This is a genomic window from Oligella sp. HMSC09E12, from assembly GCF_001808505.1.
Lineage (GTDB): Bacteria > Pseudomonadota > Gammaproteobacteria > Burkholderiales > Burkholderiaceae_B > Oligella > Oligella urethralis.
In genome coordinates, this window is sequence record NZ_KV793574.1 from 1 (window position 1) to 18,914 (window position 18,914).

At 46.4% G+C, this 18,914-nt stretch carries 17 protein-coding genes; 7 read left to right on the forward strand and 10 right to left on the reverse strand.

Features of this window, described 5'->3' with window-relative positions; translation table 11 throughout:
* Nucleotides 1-7: 7 nt before the first annotated feature.
* From HMPREF3179_RS05435 to HMPREF3179_RS05450, 4 genes are all read right to left on the reverse strand, one after another.
* On the reverse strand, nucleotides 8-877 hold the full coding sequence (locus HMPREF3179_RS05435; RefSeq protein WP_070469947.1) for an alpha/beta fold hydrolase: 870 nt from the start codon (nucleotides 875-877) through the stop codon (nucleotides 8-10).
* Nucleotides 878-900: 23 nt separating this feature from the next.
* Entirely contained in the window at nucleotides 901-2,118 is a 1,218-nt protein-coding gene (locus HMPREF3179_RS05440) for an acetate/propionate family kinase (protein WP_036559757.1), read from the reverse strand.
* Nucleotides 2,119-2,139: 21 nt separating this feature from the next.
* A complete protein-coding gene (locus tag HMPREF3179_RS05445) occupies nucleotides 2,140-3,522 on the reverse strand; it encodes a bifunctional enoyl-CoA hydratase/phosphate acetyltransferase (protein WP_070469948.1) in 1,383 nt (460 codons plus the stop codon).
* A 175-nt stretch (nucleotides 3,523-3,697) separates the two neighbouring features.
* Nucleotides 3,698-4,486 carry a MetQ/NlpA family ABC transporter substrate-binding protein gene (locus tag HMPREF3179_RS05450; protein WP_036559762.1) on the reverse strand — a complete coding sequence of 263 codons (789 nt, stop codon included), beginning with the start codon at nucleotides 4,484-4,486 and terminating at the stop codon, nucleotides 3,698-3,700.
* A gap of 168 nt (nucleotides 4,487-4,654) precedes the next feature.
* Here HMPREF3179_RS05450 and HMPREF3179_RS05455 point away from each other — a divergent pair, with 168 nt between their 5' ends.
* Together HMPREF3179_RS05455 and HMPREF3179_RS05460 are read left to right on the forward strand one after the other, a co-directional pair.
* A complete protein-coding gene (locus tag HMPREF3179_RS05455) occupies nucleotides 4,655-5,155 on the forward strand; it encodes a DUF2778 domain-containing protein (RefSeq protein WP_036559765.1) in 501 nt (166 codons plus the stop codon).
* Nucleotides 5,152-5,736 (forward strand): hypothetical protein, encoded by a 585-nt coding sequence (locus tag HMPREF3179_RS05460; RefSeq protein WP_048767468.1) that lies wholly within the window; start codon nucleotides 5,152-5,154, stop codon nucleotides 5,734-5,736. The genes HMPREF3179_RS05455 and HMPREF3179_RS05460 overlap by 4 nt, the downstream gene beginning before the upstream one ends.
* A gap of 196 nt (nucleotides 5,737-5,932) precedes the next feature.
* Here the strand turns inward: HMPREF3179_RS05460 and HMPREF3179_RS05465 are convergent, their stop codons facing one another.
* Together HMPREF3179_RS05465 and HMPREF3179_RS05470 are read right to left on the reverse strand one after the other, a co-directional pair.
* Nucleotides 5,933-6,592: a methionine ABC transporter permease gene (locus HMPREF3179_RS05465; protein WP_018027100.1), complete on the reverse strand. Its 660-nt coding sequence runs from the start codon at nucleotides 6,590-6,592 to the stop codon at nucleotides 5,933-5,935.
* Complete coding sequence (locus tag HMPREF3179_RS05470; protein ID WP_048767471.1) at nucleotides 6,589-7,605, reverse strand: methionine ABC transporter ATP-binding protein; 1,017 nt, start codon at nucleotides 7,603-7,605, stop codon at nucleotides 6,589-6,591. Before HMPREF3179_RS05470 ends, HMPREF3179_RS05465 begins: the two co-directional genes overlap by 4 nt.
* 468 nt (nucleotides 7,606-8,073) lie before the next feature.
* On the opposite strand from HMPREF3179_RS05470, the gene HMPREF3179_RS05475 reads away from it, so the two are divergent.
* The 3 genes from HMPREF3179_RS05475 to HMPREF3179_RS05485 all read left to right on the forward strand — a co-directional run bounded on the left by HMPREF3179_RS05475 (nucleotide 8,074) and on the right by HMPREF3179_RS05485 (nucleotide 11,376).
* Nucleotides 8,074-9,081: an ABC transporter substrate-binding protein gene (locus tag HMPREF3179_RS05475; RefSeq protein ID WP_070469949.1), complete on the forward strand. Its 1,008-nt coding sequence runs from the start codon at nucleotides 8,074-8,076 to the stop codon at nucleotides 9,079-9,081.
* 175 nt (nucleotides 9,082-9,256) lie between these two features.
* Nucleotides 9,257-10,114 carry an ABC transporter permease gene (locus HMPREF3179_RS05480; protein ID WP_018027097.1) on the forward strand — a complete coding sequence of 286 codons (858 nt, stop codon included), beginning with the start codon at nucleotides 9,257-9,259 and terminating at the stop codon, nucleotides 10,112-10,114.
* Complete coding sequence (locus tag HMPREF3179_RS05485; protein WP_070469950.1) at nucleotides 10,111-11,376, forward strand: quaternary amine ABC transporter ATP-binding protein; 1,266 nt, start codon at nucleotides 10,111-10,113, stop codon at nucleotides 11,374-11,376. The genes HMPREF3179_RS05480 and HMPREF3179_RS05485 overlap by 4 nt, the downstream gene beginning before the upstream one ends.
* 84 nt (nucleotides 11,377-11,460) lie before the next feature.
* Here the strand turns inward: HMPREF3179_RS05485 and HMPREF3179_RS05490 are convergent, their stop codons facing one another.
* Both HMPREF3179_RS05490 and panB read right to left on the reverse strand, forming a co-directional pair.
* Nucleotides 11,461-11,997, reverse strand: a complete 537-nt coding sequence (locus HMPREF3179_RS05490) for an SET domain-containing protein (protein ID WP_018027095.1) — start codon at nucleotides 11,995-11,997, stop codon at nucleotides 11,461-11,463.
* On the reverse strand, nucleotides 11,997-12,818 hold the full coding sequence (panB, locus tag HMPREF3179_RS05495; RefSeq protein WP_018027094.1) for a 3-methyl-2-oxobutanoate hydroxymethyltransferase: 822 nt from the start codon (nucleotides 12,816-12,818) through the stop codon (nucleotides 11,997-11,999). The genes HMPREF3179_RS05490 and panB overlap by 1 nt, the downstream gene beginning before the upstream one ends.
* A gap of 184 nt (nucleotides 12,819-13,002) precedes the next feature.
* On the opposite strand from panB, the gene ilvB reads away from it, so the two are divergent.
* Nucleotides 13,003-14,757, forward strand: coding sequence for a biosynthetic-type acetolactate synthase large subunit (gene ilvB, locus HMPREF3179_RS05500; protein ID WP_018027093.1), 1,755 nt, complete (start codon nucleotides 13,003-13,005; stop codon nucleotides 14,755-14,757).
* A gap of 94 nt (nucleotides 14,758-14,851) precedes the next feature.
* Here the strand turns inward: ilvB and yiaY are convergent, their stop codons facing one another.
* Complete coding sequence (gene yiaY, locus HMPREF3179_RS05505) at nucleotides 14,852-15,988, reverse strand: L-threonine dehydrogenase (protein ID WP_018027092.1); 1,137 nt, start codon at nucleotides 15,986-15,988, stop codon at nucleotides 14,852-14,854.
* A gap of 239 nt (nucleotides 15,989-16,227) precedes the next feature.
* Between yiaY and sstT the strand changes: the two genes are divergently transcribed.
* Complete coding sequence (sstT, locus tag HMPREF3179_RS05510; RefSeq protein ID WP_070469952.1) at nucleotides 16,228-17,445, forward strand: serine/threonine transporter SstT; 1,218 nt, start codon at nucleotides 16,228-16,230, stop codon at nucleotides 17,443-17,445.
* 162 nt (nucleotides 17,446-17,607) lie between these two features.
* Here the strand turns inward: sstT and HMPREF3179_RS05515 are convergent.
* Nucleotides 17,608-18,914, reverse strand: a 1,307-nt coding sequence (locus tag HMPREF3179_RS05515; RefSeq protein ID WP_070469955.1) for a YadA family autotransporter adhesin, incomplete at its 5' end; no start/stop codon positions are given.

An 18,914-nucleotide genomic window follows, 5' to 3' on the forward strand; every position in this document is an offset into this window, starting at 1 on the left:
ACGGAAGTCAATCGGAGTTCACCGGACGCTTACGCTGACACTGCGCCAACCACGCTTCAATCGTCTGCAATGCCTCAGGCTCATCTAAAAAGGGCACATGCCCACGGTCCTTGAGCGTACACGCCAACATATCAGCTCGTCTTTGCTGCATCGCCAACACCGTCTCAGCACTGAGAATATCTGAGTTTTCACCACGAATCACAGCCACCGGTTTATCCACGAGTAAATCAAAGAAGTCCCACAGCACTGGATTTTGCTCAATATTGCTTTCTACAAAGCTCTGACGCAAGGCTGGGTCATAAAAAAGCCTTACCCCGTCCTCAGCTTGTAAATACTGGTGTTGCGCCTCCTCTAACCAGCGCGAATCAGGTACCTGATGAAAGCCGACACGCGCCGCTTTTAAGTGCACCGCCATCTCTTCTAAAGTCCTAGCCGTGGGTGCAATGCCTAGATAATCGCCGATATTAAGCAAACCCGCCATTTCAATCACCGGACCAATATCATTAAAAAGCACACCCACAATACGCTCCGGTGCAGCATAAGCCAGCCCCATCGCAATCAAACCACCACGTGAAGTACCGATAAAGGCGGCACGCTCAATCCCTAACTGCTCCATCACCTCAAGCACATCCGCCGTTTCTTGAGGCACCGTGTAACTCGAGGCCTCACGCCAGTCAGAATAACCACGACCGCGGCTATCAATGCGCAATAAGCGTATCTTAGGATCGAAATGAGCAGCTAAATACTCAAAATCCAGGCTATTCCGCGTTAAGCCCGCCAAAGCAATCACCGTCAGCCCCTGATAGCCCTCGGGATGGCTATCACGATAAAAAATCTGGGTCCCGTCTTTTAGTGTAAGCTTCTTTCCACTGCGCATAGACACCTCCTTGATAGACTGACTTAACAGACTTCGGCAACAGCCTTTTCAGCAAGTAAGGCACGGGTCGCACGGACAATAATCACCTCCTCGTCGGTCGGGATCACCATCACCTTAAACTTGGAATCTTTAGCGCTAATGAGGCGTGTACCTTTACCCTGCGTATTACTGATGTCGTCTAAGCTCACACCCAACCAAGCCAAACCCTCGCAGACCTTGCGCCGCACCAAGGATGAATGCTCACCAATACCGGCAGTAAAGACCAATAAATTAATGCCTTGCATAGCAGCAGCCATCGATGCCACACCGGCACACACCTTGTGGGTAAAATAGTCAATCGCCCGCTGCGCTGCCTCTGTCCCAGCCTCAGTCAAGACCCGCATATCATTAGATAAACCGCCGGACAAACCTAGTAAACCCGATTCCTTATAGAGGATACGGTTTAGGTCCTTGATACTCATCCCCTCGGTCTCTAAGAAGTGCAATATCACACCGGGGTCTAATTGACCGCAGCGAGTACCCATCGGCAAACCATCAATCGCAGTAAAGCCCATGGTGGATGCCTTGCTCCGACCTGCCTCAATAGCACATAAGGAGGCGCCGTTACCCAAGTGCGCTACCACCACCTTGCCCTGATGCAATTCCGGTGCGAGACGCGCTACCTCCGCATTAATATATTCATAACTTAAACCGTGGAAACCATAACGCAAAATCCCCTCTTCATAATAATGATAAGGAATGGCAAAGGCGTTATCCACAAAGCTCTGGCTACGATGAAATGCCGTATCAAAGCAAGCAATCTGCGGCACTCCTGGAAAAGCCTCCATGGCCGCATGGATACCCGCAATATTGTGTGGCTCATGCAGCGGCGCAAGTTTAACCAAACGCTCAAGATTTTCTAACACCTTTGGCGTAATAAAAATAGGCCCATCGAAACTTCTGCCACCATGCACCACGCGATGACCAACCGCTTGCACCTCAATATCAGGGAAAAAGTAAGCCATCGCATCTAACACCACCTGCATGGCGGCCTCATGCGTGTCCAATGAATACGTCTTAGGTAGCACCAAAGGCTGCCCCTCAATATCCTTAATGCGAACATTACCACCCGTACCGATCTGTTCGCAACGACCTACCATACTCTCTTTTTCTTGTTCATCAAGGTAGAGGGCGAACTTTAAAGAAGATGAACCGGAATTCAGTGCTAAAAAACCTTTGGCTTTTTCCTTCTTAACAGTCATGAACGCTCCTTAAACAATCATTTATTTACTCTTTTTATTTGCATACTGTAAACACACCACGGCGCAAGAGGCTAAGCGCGACATCTCGCTATCCGCACGTGAGTTTAAAATCACCGGTACCTTGGCGCCCAGTACTAAACCGGCACCTTCAGCATGCGCAACATAGGTCATTTGCTTAATAAACATATTACCGGCGTCTAAATCCGGCATCACTAGAATGTTTGCACGACCGGCTACCTCACTGACAATGCCCTTGGTGCGAGCGGCATTTTCGTCAATGGCATTATCCATGGCCAAAGGTCCTTCCACCAAACCACCGGTAATCTGACCACGATCAGCCATTTTGGATAATAGGGCCGCATCCACCGACGACTGAATGGCTGGATTCACCATTTCCACCGCCGATAACACCGCCACCCGTGCTTCTGTTCCTAATGAATTCGCAAGATCAATGGCATTTTGAGCAATATCAACCTTCGTGTTTAAATCTGGGTAAATATTAATCGCCGCATCACTGATATACAGTAACTCTGGGCGACTCGGCGCATCCATAATAAAGACGTGAGTAAAGCGACGACCCACCCGTAAGCCATGCTCCTTATTCAGCATGCCGCGCAATAAATCATCGGTATGTAAATGCCCCTTCATAATCGAGGCGGCACGACCCTCGTGTACTAATTTGCAAGCTTCAATCACCACATTCTGATCACTGCCGGGCACACTGATAATTTCAAATTGAGAAATATCCTCGCCCATCTTCTCGGCAGCTTCACGAATTTTAGCCTCATTCCCTAAAAGAATCGGGATAATAATACCCTCTTTGGCTGCCAAAATAGCACCGCCCAAAGAGTTTTTGTTGTGTGGGCACACCACCGCTACCGGAATTGGATTGCATTGCTTGGCGCGACGTAAAAGCTCCTCAAAATGACGATGACGTTGTACCAACAGACCCGGTACATCCATATTGTCGCGTTCAAATTTAATGGTCGGCGCAATCACATCGGTTTGACCATCAAGAATTAATTTATCATCTGAAACACGAGCAACAGACAGCTTTAAGGTAACAACATTATTATCCTTTTTATCTATTACCTCTACCTTGATTAACATCTCATCACCCGGATGGGCACGCTCATACGCATCAAAGCTGTAATTTTTAAAAGCCGCGCCGGGACCGGGGAGGATATTACCCACCACTGCAGAAACAATGGAAGCGACAAACATCGTCGGCGCCATATTTTCAGGCTCGCCATCACCATCGACATCGTAATTAGGCAAACTGCTCGGATTATAGTTACCCGATGCTGAAGCAAACACATATAAATCATCGACTGTGATCAGGCGACGTAGCTCAGCTTTTTCACCTACTTGCAACTCATCAAAGATGCGGTTGACTAAACGCATAATTGAAATTTCCTTTTTAAATTAATTGCGGACAAAGGGCTATATATATAATTTTATCAGGTGAGAGTGACCGCTATTTGACATTCGACTAATCAAACAAATAAGCCTCACTTAACCAAATGGCTAAGTGAGGCTTAAACAACCGAAAACTATCAGTTAAGCATTGAGGAAACGATTAGAAAGCAGGAACAACCGCGCCCTTATACTCTTCTTCGATAAACTTCTTCACATCCTCGCTATTTAAAGCTTTAATTAACTTCTCGACACGAGGATCCTTTTCATTGCCCGCTTTAACAGCAACTAAGTTAGCATAAGGTGACTCGGAACCTTCGATAATTAATGCGTCTTCTAAAGGATTTAAACCGGCTTCAATGGCATAGTTGGTATTAATCAAAGCTAAATCCACATCATCTAAAACGCGCGCCAAAGTCGCTGCTTCCAATTCAGTAAATTTCAACTTCTTAGGATTTTCAGAGATATCTCTGGCAGTCGCTAATAAATTATCAGAATCTTTTAATTTAATCAGACCGTTTTTTTCTAATAAAAGAAGTGCACGAGCACCGTTTGACGGGTCATTAGGAATAGCTACGCGGGCACCCTCTTTAAGATCGTCGATTTTATCGGTTTTCTTAGAATAAGCACCGAAAGGCTCAACGTGAACTAATGCCACACTGACTAAATCCGTGCCGCGCTCCTTATTAAAGCTGTCTAAATAAGGCTTATGCTGGAAGAAGTTAGCATCAATCTGACCATCGGCCACTTGCTGATTAGGCTGCACATAGTCGGTAAAAACGGCAATATCAAGATCGACACCCTCATCCTTAAGCGCAGGTTTAATATGCTCAAGAATCTCGGCGTGCGGTACCGGTGTTGCAGCAACGCTTAATTTATCGGCAGCTAAAGCCGGTTGTACAGCGACGGCAGCAGTTAAGGCCAAGGCCGAAAAAATAGATTTTAACTTCATGTAAAACTCCAATCGTTTGAAAATGTGCTTTTAATAATATACAAATGCCAAAGAAAAAGCGATAAAAACTAGAACTTGCAAAGACTTTTAATTAATAAATCTTTAACATCAGTCTAATAAAATAACGACAAATCACTTTAAGTAATCTTTTCTAGTTGAGGTAGCTGAATGCTCATACAAGGTACTTTTGAACTTAACGATCAAGAGTTTAGTGAACTTAGACTTAATGGGGTAAATGTTAAAGCATTTTCAGGTATGGGAAGGTATAGAAATAAAAAACTTTTTCAGTGTATAAAGAATTTGGGACCCATCCCTTTAGGCAAATATTATATTGTTGATAGAAGCTGCTTTAATAGTACAACTTGTAAAATTAAAACCACTCTTGCAAATCATAGAATCATAAGACAGTTAACAGGCTTAAGCAATTATTCAGAATGGTTCGCCCTGTATGCAGAGGATAATTTCATAGATGATAGTGTTCAGTGTGACAGCATGATTAGAGGTGCTTTTAGACTACACCCAAAAGGGGAGCGCGGCATCAGTGAAGGCTGTATAACTATTGATTCATACAATGATTTTCAAAAAGTTCGAAATCTTATAAAAGCTACAAAAAAACGTCAAATACAAGGGACTTCTATAATGACATATGGGACGATCACTGTGAAATGAAAGTTCTAAAATTTTTTATCTTTTTTACTCTTACTTTTTGTTTGCAAGGGTTTCTGTTTAATTGGCTGCTCTTTGATGCTTTACCGATAATGCCGATGTGGCTGCGTTTACTGCCTTTTTATATCAGCAAAGTCTTGTTTAGCACGAAAGAGGGTCTTCTGTATCCTGAAGTAACTGATTTTGTGACGGTTATTTTTTTTAATCTTATTAACACGCTACTCATTTGTTTTGTGCTTTATTCGCTTTGCTCACTACTTAAAAAGCAATGCTTTGTTAATCAAACTCCAAAAAATATAGCATGTGTCTTACAAAACAAAAAATATTTAATTTTTAATCTTTTAGTCATATTAGTTTTTATTCAATTGTTCTTATTTTACTTTTTCCCAACTTTTTGGTTTGAACATCCTGATTGGTTAAAATCAACGGTAGCGTCTTTTAAATCTCCCATATACGAAGTCATAGGATTTCTATGTGTTTTTCTGAGCTCGCTTTTTAACGCCTTAATTTTTTTATTAGCGATTGATGGTTTTTATCGTTTATTTCTCAGTGATGATCCACCAAAATCGATTGGTCAAGCATGAGAATTTTCAAGGCTTGAATGGATAAAGGGAGTAGGATGAGGCTTGCACATCAGCCTACTCAGAGACATTGTGCACGGTACGCTTCTATGCCATACCGTACTATTGGGCTTTGCGCCATTTGACACGCTTACCCCAAACCAGCTGTATCAGGTTCGCTAAGCTCGCTGAGCGAACCTGATTGGCATTCACAGCGTGATTATTTACGATTCATTTTAGCAACCAGCCGATCGCCAAACATCTGAATCACTTGCACCAGCACCACCAAAATGACCACGGTAATCAACATGACTTCAACCTGATAGCGTTGATAACCATAGCGGATGGCAATATCACCGAGACCGCCACCACCGACTACCCCACTCATGGCAGTATAACCAATGAGGGTAATAGCAGTGACCACCACGGCACTGATAATACCGGTGGTTGCTTCGGGTAATAAGGCATAAAACACCGTTTGTCGAGGTGTCGCCCCCATAGCTTTACAGGCCTCTGAAATACCCGGATCCAGCTCACGCAAGACATTTTCCACTAAACGCGCAAAAAACGGCGCAGCCCCCACCACCAACGGTGGAATTGAACCTGGCACGCCTAACGCCGTACCCATCACAAAGCGGGTAAATGGAATTAAAATAATTAATAAAATTAAAAAAGGCACCGAACGTAGGACATTCACCACCAAGGATAGCAATTGATAGACGGGCTTATTCGCCAATAACTGTCGCTCACTACATAAAAACAAATAAATACCTAAAGGCAAGCCGATAATCACTGTAAACAGCAAGGACCAGCCGGTCATGATCAAGGTATCTAGGGTCGCCTCAAGAATCAGGCTCCAATCAACTCGTTGAAAATTCACGCCTCTAATACCTCATACGTCACATGATTTGCTGCTAAAAATTGCGTCACTTGTGCTTGTTGTGCAGCATCACCATCAATTGACACCACCAGCTGTCCATAGGCCGTGTCTTTTAACTGGCCAACCGTACCCTGCAGAATACTGACTTGCACCCCCAACTCCCGAGATAAATGACTGATAATGGGTTGTGAAGTACTTTCACCACGATAGCTGAGGCGTAATACCTGAACTCCGCTGTCCTTAACCAGGCGCTTCCACGCTTGCGCATCCACCCCGCTGCTCTCCTGCAATAAGGACTGCGTGGTTTGATGCTGCGGATGCAGAAAGACATCAATCACCTCACCCTCTTCAACTAAATGCCCCTGATCGAGCACTGCCACACGATCACAGACACTGCGAATCACATCCATACTATGGGTAATCAACACAATGGTAATACCAAGGCGCTGATTAATGTCCTTAAGTAGGGCAAGAATGGCCTGCGTGGTTTCGGGGTCCAAGGCACTGGTCGCCTCATCACACAGTAACAGCTCTGGGTTATTGGCCAATGCACGCGCAATCCCCACGCGCTGCTTTTGCCCACCGGATAGTTGGGCGGGGTACTTATGCGTATGCTCGGTTAAACCAACAATCTCCAGCAGTTCCAGCGCGCGCGCCTCTCTATCCTGTTTAGCCACACCCAGTAAGCGTAAGGGTAAGCAGACATTATCTAAGACTGTACGTGAACTTAATAAATTAAAGTGCTGAAACACCATGCCGATACGATGACGCAACTGACGCAACTGGGCGCCCCTGAAGGCACTAATATCCTCATCGTTAAAGTAGACTTTGCCGCTACTCGGTCTTTCCAGTAGGTTTAAGAGACGAATTAAAGTAGATTTACCGGCACCCGAACGGCCGATAATGCCGTAAATAGCGCCACGCTCAATGCCTAAATTCACATCACTTAGCGCCGTATGTACCGGTCTACCCCTCGTCTCAAAACGTTTATATATATGTTCTAGACGTATCAAGGTTATTCCAAAAAATAATAGCAATTATTAAATATTGTAAACAATTTATGCCATCAATTGAACCTTGTCAGCGCTTTAGACAAGAGCTCAAGCCTATAACTTACGCGACGTGAGACGAAAATGGCTGGGTGCCGTTGGGTGCTATCGCCATCAGCAGCGAATTTGCAATCTGACATTATCTGGGTTATGGTTATATGTTATTTAAAATTTCTTCTGTGTACTTGTAGTTAGTTCAAATTTCTTTAAGTATAAAATTTAAGTGGTTTTTTTCATCGCTGTACCTGCTACTTAGGTGAGTTAAAGGGATTTAAATTTTCTACTACGGTATCTGTCAATCTGGGGATCATCATCCCTACCTTGTATTGACGAGCAACTCGTTTTGTTCGTTTTCCGCAAAACTCTTGGCGTACGTAGTTGGCTACAAATATTTTTGTATGAACAATGTAATACTTAAGGAGCTTTTCACGCATGAAAATCAAGCATAAAAATCTATTACGCAGCGCGCTCACCGCTGCAACACTCAGCTTCGCTGCGTTTAATACAGCAGCCGCAGCGCCTACGTGCGAAGTTGATCGCACCATCAATTTCGGCGGCATGAGCTGGGAGTCCAATCTAGTACTAACGGATGTACAGCGCTTAATTCTAGAACAGGGCTACGGCTGCAAAACCGAGGTTTTACCGACTGAGACTTTACCGGCCTTAGCTGCCTTAGAACGCGGTGACTTGGATGTTAATACTGAAATCTGGTTAAACTCCATGGGCACCATTTGGGATGAGGCCTTAGCGCGTGGCCGCGTGGTTCGTTCCGGTGATTTATTTTTAGGTGGTGAGGCGTGGTTTATTCCTAAATACGTACAAGAGCGTTTCCCTGAACTAAAGTCAGCCGCTGATCTGGTGAAATTCAAAGAGGAGTTCAAAGATCCAGAGAATCCGAGCAAAGGTCGTTTCTATGGTTGTCCTGCTGGTTGGGCGTGTGAGGTCGTCAGCACCAACCTCTTTAATGCCTTGGAACTCGGCGATGATTTCACCTACTATCAACCCGGCACCGGGGCTGCCCAAAAAGCTGCCTTAATGTCCGACTATCGTCGCAAAAACAATATCGCCTTCTACTACTGGTATCCAACCCCGCTTGTGGGCTCATTAGACTTGGTCGAATTAGAATTACCAGAATATGATGAAGCCAAGCATAAGTGCTTAACCGATGTGGATTGTCAAAACCCCGAGCCGAATGCCTATCCTAGTAACCCGGTCTTTGTTGCTTTAAATAAAAAGTTTTCAGAAGAAGCGCCGCAATTAAAAGCCTTCTTCGATAAAAATGAAGTGCCTTTAGAGGTGATCAATGCCACCCTGGCTGAAATGGAGGAATCCGGTGATGAATCCATGGATGTCGCCAAATGGTTCCTCGCCGAATACCCTGAGGTATGGACTAAGTGGGTACCAGCAGAGGTAGCCGAACGTGTTCAAAAGTCACTCTAAGTCGCTGAGCTTAGTCGCTTAGGCTCTAATGAGCGCTGCCTTGCTAGTGAGCGCTAGCGAGGCAGCTAGTTTGATGCAAAAAGCAATCCTACACAGGATGAGTCATCGTTGTTTGCATTGATCGCCCCCCTGACAAATCGACACCTATACAATCTTATTAAAATAATTTCAATCTATGTTTCCAGAAATATTCTCCGCTCGTGAAGCAAGACGAGCAATTGACGGCTTTGTCGATGATTTAGTCGTCAATTATGCCGATACCCTCACCGCCATGTCACAACCTTTTCTAAAAATATTGGTTTGGATCGAACAGCTTCTTCGCGGCGCACCGTGGTGGAGCATCATCTTAGCGGTAGTCATACTCGCCTATTTAGCCAGTCGCCGCGTCTTCTTTTCACTCAGCATGGGCTTGTTGCTCTTTCTGATGGGCTCTATCGGCCTCTGGGATGCGGGTATGGAAACCCTGGCGCTGATGATTATGGCCACTGTGCTCTCCGTCTTGGTCGGCATCCCCTTGGGGATTATCACCGGCAAATCCAAAATCGTCCGCTCGGTGATGTTGCCCTTGTTAGACGTGATGCAGACGTTGCCAAGCTTTGTGTATTTAATTCCTGTCGTGATGCTATTTGGCTTGGGCAAAATCCCCGCCATTATTGCAACGGTTATTTATGCTGTACCGCCACTGATTCGTCTGACTGATTTAGGTATTCGACTAGTGGATAAAGAGGTACTCGAAGCATCACGCTCTTTTGGCGCTAATTCCTTACAGCAATTATTTGGCGTGCAATTACCCTTAGCTTTACCCAATATCATGGCCGGTCTTAATCAGACGACCATGATGGCACTCTCCATGGTCGTCATTTCATCCATGATTGGCGCCAGAGGTTTGGGCTATGAGGTACTTCTCGGCATTAACCGTCTAGAAGTCGGTCGCGGCTTATTAGCAGGTATTGGCATTGTGATTTTAGCCATACTCTTTGACCGCATCTCACAGTCTTATGGTAAACGCATTCAAAATCGAGAGTCCAAATGAGTAAAATCGAAGTAAAAAATATTTATAAAATTTTCGGTAAGGAACCGAAAAAATGGCTTGAGCCGGTTAAAAACGGCATGAGCAAGCAAGAACTTTTAGAAAAAAGCGGTCATACCTTGGGACTTAAAGACATTAGTTTAAGTATTGAGGAAGGGAGTATTTATGTGATTATGGGTTTATCAGGCTCTGGTAAATCCACCCTCATTCGCCATTTTAATCGACTGATTGATCCGACGGACGGTCAAATTTTGGTTGATGGCGTGGATGTGATGAGTCTAAATAAGCGAGAATTACAAGCATTCCGTCGCAAAACCATGAGCATGGTTTTTCAGCGCTTTGGGCTATTGCCACACAAAACCGTGTTAGACAATGCCGCTTACGGGCTCATCACCCAAAAAGTACCTAAAAAAGAGGCCCATGAAAAAGCTCGCTATTGGCTAGAGCAAGTGGGATTGCGAGGCTTTGAAGAGCAATACCCCAATCAATTATCTGGCGGCATGCAGCAGCGTGTAGGCTTAGCGCGTGCCTTAGCCACGGATACCGACATTATCCTGATGGACGAGGCCTTTTCAGCGCTAGATCCTTTGATTAAGCGAGAAATGCAAAATCAATTGATTGAACTGCAGGATCGTTTAAATAAAACCATTGTCTTTATTACCCATGACTTGGACGAAGCGCTACGTTTGGGTAACCGCATTGCGATTTTAAAGGATGGTGCCTTGGTGCAAGAGGGCACGCCGGAAGATATTTTATTATCACCGCAAAGTAGCTATATTGAGAACTTCCTCCAAGACGTGAATCGCGGTAAAGCGCTAAATACAGCGCATGCGATTAATACACCACCGCTAAAGCTCACCATGCGTGCTCGCCCAGCCCATGCCTATGAGCGCATGAAAGCCTTGCAGCTGAGCTTTGCCCCCGTCCTAGATGGCCAAGTTTTTGCCGGCATTATCAAGCTCGCCGCCGCCGAAGAAGCCATGCAGCGTGGCCTCAGAGATATCTCCAGCGTAGTTGTTGAGGCCGCCACGGTGTCTGCTGATGTCAATCTGGAAGAGGTGCTACCACATATGATCCAAACCGATAGTGATGAACCCGTGGTCGTCACCACTGACAACGATGAGCTGGTCGGTGTGCTATCACGTAGTAAAGTCGCTGAGTTGGTAAGCAGCACCAATGCTGATGAAACGCTCAGTAGCGTGGCGACCAGTGAGAATGGCAATGCGGCAATAACTGAAGCAAGCACGCAAGTCGAGCAGCCTTAACCCACCGCCTCAAGGCAAATGCAAAAGCGACGTCTCTCAATCAACATGCGAGGAACGTCGCTTTGCTTAAGGCTAAGGCTAAACTTATTCTGCGTCCTCAGCACCCTCTTCAAATGAGGCAAGATTCAGCATAGTACCGCGGCATTGCTTACTACCACAACAACAACGATAATGACTTTTAAGCGTTTCCGTGAGCTCATCATCGATGATTAAACCGTAGTCAAAGGACAACTCCTCGCCCTGTTTAATATCACGTAAGCTATAGATATACACCCGATAACCGTTTTTACCCTCACGTGCTTCGCAGTTCGGCTCGCAGCTATGATTGATCCACTTAGCCGCATTACCTTTGGTACCCCCATCAATGGTTTCCCCACTACTTAAGGAAAAGAAAAAGGTATGATAGGGATCGTCTGGATCCACTGGCCACATGGCATCCGCCTCTTCGGCACTAATCCGACGACCGGTATACTCAATGATCAGGGTATCTTTAGGTATATCACGAATGGCAAACACCCCTCGCCCATGGACCTGCGACTGGCGCACCTCAACCCATGGCGCACCGGGTATTTTGCGAGCTTTTCGATAGCGCTTTTTAGGCTTGGTTGAGGTCTTGGACATTATTTTTTAACGCCAAAACAGTGATCCAAGCTCGGGAAACTACCCTCTCTAACACCCGTTGCGTAGGCTGTCACACCCTCACGAATCACAGCCGCCACATCACTAAATTGCTGCGCAAACTTAGGAATGCGCCCGTGGGTAAGATTAAAAATATCCTCCGCCACCAACACCTGACCATCACAGGCCGGGGAGGCACCAATACCGATGGTGGGAATGCTCACCGCCTCACTGATACGACGTGCTAAAGGCTCTGCCGTACCCTCAATCACAATACCCCAAGCGCCGGCCGCCTCTTGTGCCAAGGCGTCTTGATAAATACGCTCGGCTGCCTCATCGCTCAGACCCTGCGCTTTAAAACCACCCATGGTATGGAAGTATTGAGGCATCAAACCGATATGGGCTAACACAGGAATACCGCGCTCAACTAAAAATCGCGTAGTCTCCGCCAAATACTCCCCGCCCTCAATTTTGACCGAGTCAGCGCCACTCACACGCAGTAGCTTGGCAGCGTGGCGAAATGCCATTTCAGGGGACTCCTGAAAACTACCGAAAGGCATATCCACCACCACCGCACAACGTTGAGTCGCACTCACCACCGCTTTAGCGTGTTGTGCCATCATATCCACCGTAATGGATAAGGTGTCCGGCATATCATAGCCAACCATTGCGGTAGAATCACCAACCAGAATAAAATCCACCACCTCGTCCAAAATTCGTGCAAAGGGCGCCGTATAAGAAGTCAGTGAAACAATTTTTTGCTCGCCCTTCATGGCTTGCAATTGGGGGATGGTAAGACGCTTAATCTGCGTATGAACGCTCATAACAATCCTCAATTTGATAATAGCGTGCCAGTTTACCCGCTCTAGTCAATGGGAAACCGCTAAAGATTATATTAGTTTAAGCATAGCACTTGTGCATTGCAAGTTTCTTACTGACTTAGGGTTAAAATCAAGCTACTCATTTTTTAACTAATCAAACTAGAATAAAACAAGCGAGGGTTTTTATATGGATACACAGCAAAGCCTCCAACAAAAACTGTGTTTTAATGGCGCTCAAGCCTTACTGGAGACCTTAATTGAGCTGGGTGTTGATACCATTTTCGGCTATCCCGGCGGTGCGGTTTTACCGCTTTATGATGCCATTTATGCTGAACCGCGTATTCGCCATATTTTGGTACGCCACGAGCAGGGTGCGGTCCATGCCGCCGAAGGCTATGCGCGCAGCACGGGTAAACCGGGCGTGGTCTTAGTGACCTCTGGTCCCGGCATAGCTAATACCACCTCCGGTTTATTGGATGCGATGTGTGATTCGATACCTGTGCTCTGTATCAGCGGTCAAGTAGCCACGAGTGCCATTGGTACCGATGCCTTCCAAGAGTGTGATGCGATCGGTATTTCACGCCCCGTCACTAAGTGGAATGCGCAGATCAAGCGCTCCGAGGATGTGGTGCCGCTCGTTTCCAAAGCCTATCAAATGACCACCGAGGGTCGTCCAGGACCGGTGTTAATTGATTTCCCCAAAGACATTCAAATTCAAGCCATTGATAAATCGACCTTCACCATTGAAAAGCGGGCTGAAAGTACGCCGGAAGTGCCTGCACCTGCAATGTTAGCCAATATCAAACGTGCAGCCGATTTAATTGTCAATGCTCGTCGCCCGGTGTTTTACGGCGGCGGTGGTTTAATTAACTCCGGTAAAGCGGCGGCTGAGGTATTTAGCAACTTAGTACGTTATACCGGCGCGCCATGCACCCTGACTCTGATGGGTCTGGGCGCCTACCCCGCCAATGACGAGCAGTTTGTCGGCATGCTGGGCATGCACGGCACTCTCGAAGCCAATTTAGCGATGCACCATGCTGATCTGATTATCTGTATCGGCGCTCGCTTTGATGACCGAATCACTGGTCGTCTCTCTGATTTCTGTCCACACGCCCTTAAAATTCATCTAGACATTGACCCCGCCTCCATTGATAAGGTGGTGCGCGCTGACGTGCCCCTGGTAGGTGATTGCCACACTCTCTTAACGCGCCTCTTTAATGAGGTGAAGGCGCTCCCCATGGAACGCTCACGTCTGGATGATTGGTGGCAAACAATTGAAAAATGGCGTAGCAAGAATTGTTTAGGCTTTACGCCCTCAACCACGGAAATCCTACCGCAAGACTTACTGACTCGCATCAATCAAAAGATTGAGAACAAGGATGCCATTGTGAGTACTGACGTCGGTCAGCATCAAATGTGGGCTGCCCAATACTTAACATTTAATCAACCGAATCGTTGGTTAACTTCCGGCGGTGCTGGCACCATGGGTTATGGTATGCCCGCTGCGATTGGCGCACAAATCGGCAATCCCGACAAACTGGTGATTTGTGTTAGCGGGGATGCCTCGATTCTGATGAATATCCAAGAGCTGGCTACCGCAGTACAGCACCGTGCCCCAATTAAAGTGGTGCTCTGTAATAACCGCTATATGGGCATGGTACGTCAATGGCAAGAGCTCATTCACGAGGGTCGCTACAGTCACAGTTATAACGATTGCATGCCAGATTTTGTGAGCGTGGCCCAAGCCTTTGGCTGGCAAGCCGCTAGCGTCAGCGATCCTAGAGACTTAGATGCGGCACTTGAGGCATGCTTTAATTCGGAGGGACCTTATTTCTTGGATGTGCGTGTACAGGCACAGGAAAACTGCTTCCCTATGATGCCTGCAGGCTATGGTCATCAGCAAGTGATGCTATCCGAAGATACTTGGTATGTTGAGGACTAAAGATAGTGTAGTCGCTTGATAAGAAAACCCGCCACTTGAGCAATATCACGCTTCAGTGGCGGGTTTATTTAATTAAAACTTAAACGAGTTAAGCTTAATATGCTGCTTTAAAGATAGCAATTACTTCATCAAGTGTAGGCTGAACCGGGTTAGTTAAACCACACACGTCCTTCATCGCATTTTCAGCGAGGACCTTAAAGTCTTCTTCTTTGACACCTAGCTCACGTAGTGATTTTGGAATACCTACGATGCCTGCCAACTTTTTAATGGCATCAATCACGCCTAAACCCTCAAGCTCCTGGTTGTTAGCGGATAGAATCGCGCCCACTTCATCTAAACGCGCTTTAGCCGCACGCATATTGAACTCCTCAACATGAGGTAGTAATAGCGCATTACAAACGCCGTGTGGTAAATCGTAAAAACCACCTAACTGATGTGCCATCGCATGCACATAACCGAGCGAGGCGTTATTAAATGCCATACCGGCCAAGAACTGCGCATAAGCCATCTGCTCGCGCGCCTCCGCATTTTTAGGCTCTTTAACTGCGGTTGGTAAATAGCTCGCAATTAACTCAATGGCCTTAACCGCACAGGCATCCGTGAGCGGATTGGCTGCGGTTGATACATAGGCCTCAACCGCATGGGTTAGCGCATCCATACCCGTCGCGGCCGTTAATGAAGCAGGCATATTTTCCATCAACTTCGGATCATTAACCGATAAGATTGGCGTCACGTGCTTATCGACAATCGCCATTTTCACATGACGGCTTTCATCGGTGATGATGGTAAAGCGCGTCATTTCAGACGCGGTACCGGCCGTGGTATTGATAGAAATTAGCGGTAATTGCGGCTTAGCGGATTTATCCAAACCCTCATAGTCCTCGATTTTGCCACCATTACTGGCTACGAGGGCGATACCCTTAGCACAGTCATGCGGTGAACCACCACCCAGCGACACCACACAGTCTGCGCCAGCGGCCTTCAGCTTAGCCAAACCGTCGTTAACATTTTTTACCGTAGGATTAGGCTGAACCTCATCAAAGATGTCACTTTCAACGCCTTTAGCCTTTAAACGATCCGCTACCTGAGCCGCAAAACCCAAATCGCTTAAGGGCTTATCGGTAACGATTAAGGCCTTTTTGAAACCTAAAGAGGCGATAATATCCACCGCTGAATCAAGTGCACCCGCACCGATCACATTATTGCTAGGCATAAAAAATTGTGCTGCCATACTATCTTCCTTTGTATAAAACGTTGTGACAAATGAACTTACTTATTTATACACAATGTGTATTACTACCTTATTAAATTATAACTTACTCATGCATAAATTAATAAGGGCTTCTACTAGCATTAAGTCGATTTGGATCAAAGCAATGCGATCAAATCGCCTAGTCCTCATTGGCTGCTAGACCTTAATTTTCATATACAGTTACAATACGAAGAATTTAATCACTGAGGAAAAAAATAATGAAGGTAAATGCATTTGCCGCTGCATTTTTGCGCGGCAGCCTAGTTAAGCAAGTCGTTATCGGTTTGATATTAGGGGCGATTATCGGCGTGGCGCTACCGGCCTTGGCTTTAAAAATGTCGTTGCTCGGCACACTGTTTGTGGGCGCCTTAAAATCGGTAGCACCGATTTTGGTATTTATTTTGGTGATGTCTGCCCTAGCCTCACAAACGATTGATACCAGCTCCAATATGCGACCGATTGTTGTCTTATATCTTATCGGTACTTTAGCCGCCTCCCTTGTGGGCGTGGCAACAAGCTTTTTATTCCCGACCACCTTAACGCTACCAAACCCCGAGAGTGGCGTCAGTGATGCGCCGACTGGCATTACCGAGGTCTTACATACTCTGTTGTTAAAGGTGGTTGACAATCCGGTCAATGCCTTGCTGTCTGCCAACTATATCGGCATTTTAACTTGGGCTATTTTATTCGGCTTCGCCCTGCGGATGGTAGCACCAGGAACTAAAGCGGTGGTATCGGATCTGGCGCTTGCGATGACCAAAATCGTGCAGTGGATTATTCGTTTAGCGCCTTTCGGCGTCTTCGGTATCGTTGCGTCCACAGTGGCTGCAACTGGTTTAAGTAGTTTATTAAGCTATGCCAAATTAGTGGTGGTGTTAGTTGCTGCGATGGCTTTTGTGGCCTTAGTTGTCAACCCGATCATCGTATGGTTCAAAATCCGCCAAAATCCCTATCCATTGGTGATGCAGTGTTTAGCTGAAAGTGGTTTAATGGCATTCTTCTCACGCAGCTCTGCAGCCAATATCCCGGTCAATATGGATTTAGCTAAAAAGCTCGGCTTACGTGAGGAAACCTATTCTGTATCCATCCCCTTAGGTGCCACCATTAATATGGCCGGTGCAGCAATTACCATCGCCGTCTTAACCTTAGCCGCTGTGCATACCCTAGGTATTGAGGTAGATATTGCGACCGCCTTTTTACTGAGTTTACTGGCTACGGTTGCTGCTTGTGGTGCCTCCGGCGTTCCTGGTGGCTCATTACTGCTGATTCCAATGGCGTGTAGCTTATTCGGTGTCAGTAATGAAATCGCAGCACAGGTGATTGCTATTGGTGTCACCATCAGTGTGATTCAAGACTCGGTTGAAACAGGCTTAAACTCTTCAACCGACGTACTTTTCACCGCTGCTGCCGATATTGCTGAGCGTCGTAAGGCTTAGGCATTGTGCCTAGCTAATCGCTACGCTCGATATAAAGCGATTGCTTCTTGTAAGAATTAAGGCACCGACTCGTCGGTGCCTTACTATTTAAGCTTTGATACCACCGCATGGGCGGACGATTGAGCAGTTTGAAGTCAGCTTATTCAGGTCCTCAATGGCAAGTTACCACTGATAACCCACGCCGGCGCCGTAAGTTACATCACCACGTGTATTACCAGAGACAGAGCTCTTAATAATCCACTTACCGTTATCGGAGATGGTGGATAACCCTGCGGCGTAACCATGCTCACCACGATGACCGGCACCGGCAATCGCAAACATGCTCTTACCAGGTAGATAGGCTTGCGGTAAGTTAGCCATTGCTGCTGCAGAGGCGGTACCAGCGCGAGCTTCACGATCGACGCGGTGAATTTCATTACCTAGGTGGTTCACTACATTATTAAAACCACCGACAGCCGCTTTTAACTGGCTAACATTTACTGCGTCGGTATCTGCCTTTCCAGCCGCCACGTTCGTGATCTGCTTGCCACCCGCATTAATGCCTCCCGTACTTAAGCTAACATCACCTACTGTAATGCCGGTATTCGTCACTTTTACATCACCAACACTGACGCTATCAAAACTAACATCCTTGGCTAAGGCAAAAGTAAACTGCGTGCCTTCTTGCTTCAAGGTCAAGTTATCACCTGCCTCGAAGGTCACGGTATTACCTGCTTTCACCAACTCCTTGCTAAAGGCGACACCCGGATCGGCGTTATTACCTGCGCCAATCACGTTAAAGCCTGCGTTATTAACCGCTGACTGAACTGTCTCCGCCGTCACTAAGGCACCAGGCGCAACCGGTGTGCCCACGGTACCATCTGTCGTCGTGTTAAAGGTCGTGGTATTCGCTGCGATGGCACCGTTATCATTGATCTGGATCGTTGTGCCATCCGTCTTGGCTGATATGGTGTACTGGCTGCTACCATCTCCTTGCTTGCCACCGTCTACAGTCACACCATCACCAGCAACTAGCTTGGTGGACGATGCCTTCACTTGAGCCTCAATTTCTTTTAGCTGAGCATAATTCACCGCATCGGTATCTGCCTTTCCAGCCGCAACATTCGTGATCTGCTTGCCGCCCGCATTAATGCCTTCGGTGGTTAGACTAACATCACCGGCGGTAATGCCTGTGTTGCTCACTTTTACCTTATCACCGACGCTTAGACCATCGTTATTCAGTAACGTCTCACCGGCTTTGACACTATCAATGTCAAGATCTTTCGCTAAGGCAATACTAATATTAGTGTTACCCTCAGCATCCTGATTAATCTCCGTCTGAATATTCTGATCTTTACCTTTAATCGCCACGGTAGAACCTAGCTTAGAGGTTTTAGAACCACCCTTATCGGCATTAAAGTTAAGACCTTTGTCTACATTTGCCTCAACAGTTTTAAGCTGACCAACATTCACCGCATCGGAATTATCCG

Excerpts from the sequence above, each read along its gene's own strand:
- HMPREF3179_RS05435 (WP_070469947.1), bottom strand. The coding sequence starts at position 877 with ATGCGCAGTGGAAAGAAGCTTACACTAAAAGACGGGACCCAGATTTTT.
- HMPREF3179_RS05440 (WP_036559757.1), bottom strand. The coding sequence starts at position 2,118 with ATGACTGTTAAGAAGGAAAAAGCCAAAGGTTTTTTAGCACTGAATTCC.
- HMPREF3179_RS05445 (WP_070469948.1), bottom strand. The coding sequence starts at position 3,522 with ATGCGTTTAGTCAACCGCATCTTTGATGAGTTGCAAGTAGGTGAAAAA.
- HMPREF3179_RS05450 (WP_036559762.1), bottom strand. The coding sequence starts at position 4,486 with ATGAAGTTAAAATCTATTTTTTCGGCCTTGGCCTTAACTGCTGCCGTC.
- HMPREF3179_RS05455 (WP_036559765.1), top strand. The coding sequence starts at position 4,655 with ATGCTCATACAAGGTACTTTTGAACTTAACGATCAAGAGTTTAGTGAA.
- HMPREF3179_RS05460 (WP_048767468.1), top strand. The coding sequence starts at position 5,152 with ATGAAAGTTCTAAAATTTTTTATCTTTTTTACTCTTACTTTTTGTTTG.
- HMPREF3179_RS05475 (WP_070469949.1), top strand. The coding sequence starts at position 8,074 with ATGAAAATCAAGCATAAAAATCTATTACGCAGCGCGCTCACCGCTGCA.
- HMPREF3179_RS05480 (WP_018027097.1), top strand. The coding sequence starts at position 9,257 with ATGTTTCCAGAAATATTCTCCGCTCGTGAAGCAAGACGAGCAATTGAC.
- HMPREF3179_RS05485 (WP_070469950.1), top strand. The coding sequence starts at position 10,111 with ATGAGTAAAATCGAAGTAAAAAATATTTATAAAATTTTCGGTAAGGAA.
- HMPREF3179_RS05490 (WP_018027095.1), bottom strand. The coding sequence starts at position 11,997 with ATGTCCAAGACCTCAACCAAGCCTAAAAAGCGCTATCGAAAAGCTCGC.
- panB (WP_018027094.1), bottom strand. The coding sequence starts at position 12,818 with ATGAGCGTTCATACGCAGATTAAGCGTCTTACCATCCCCCAATTGCAA.
- ilvB (WP_018027093.1), top strand. The coding sequence starts at position 13,003 with ATGGATACACAGCAAAGCCTCCAACAAAAACTGTGTTTTAATGGCGCT.
- yiaY (WP_018027092.1), bottom strand. The coding sequence starts at position 15,988 with ATGGCAGCACAATTTTTTATGCCTAGCAATAATGTGATCGGTGCGGGT.
- sstT (WP_070469952.1), top strand. The coding sequence starts at position 16,228 with ATGAAGGTAAATGCATTTGCCGCTGCATTTTTGCGCGGCAGCCTAGTT.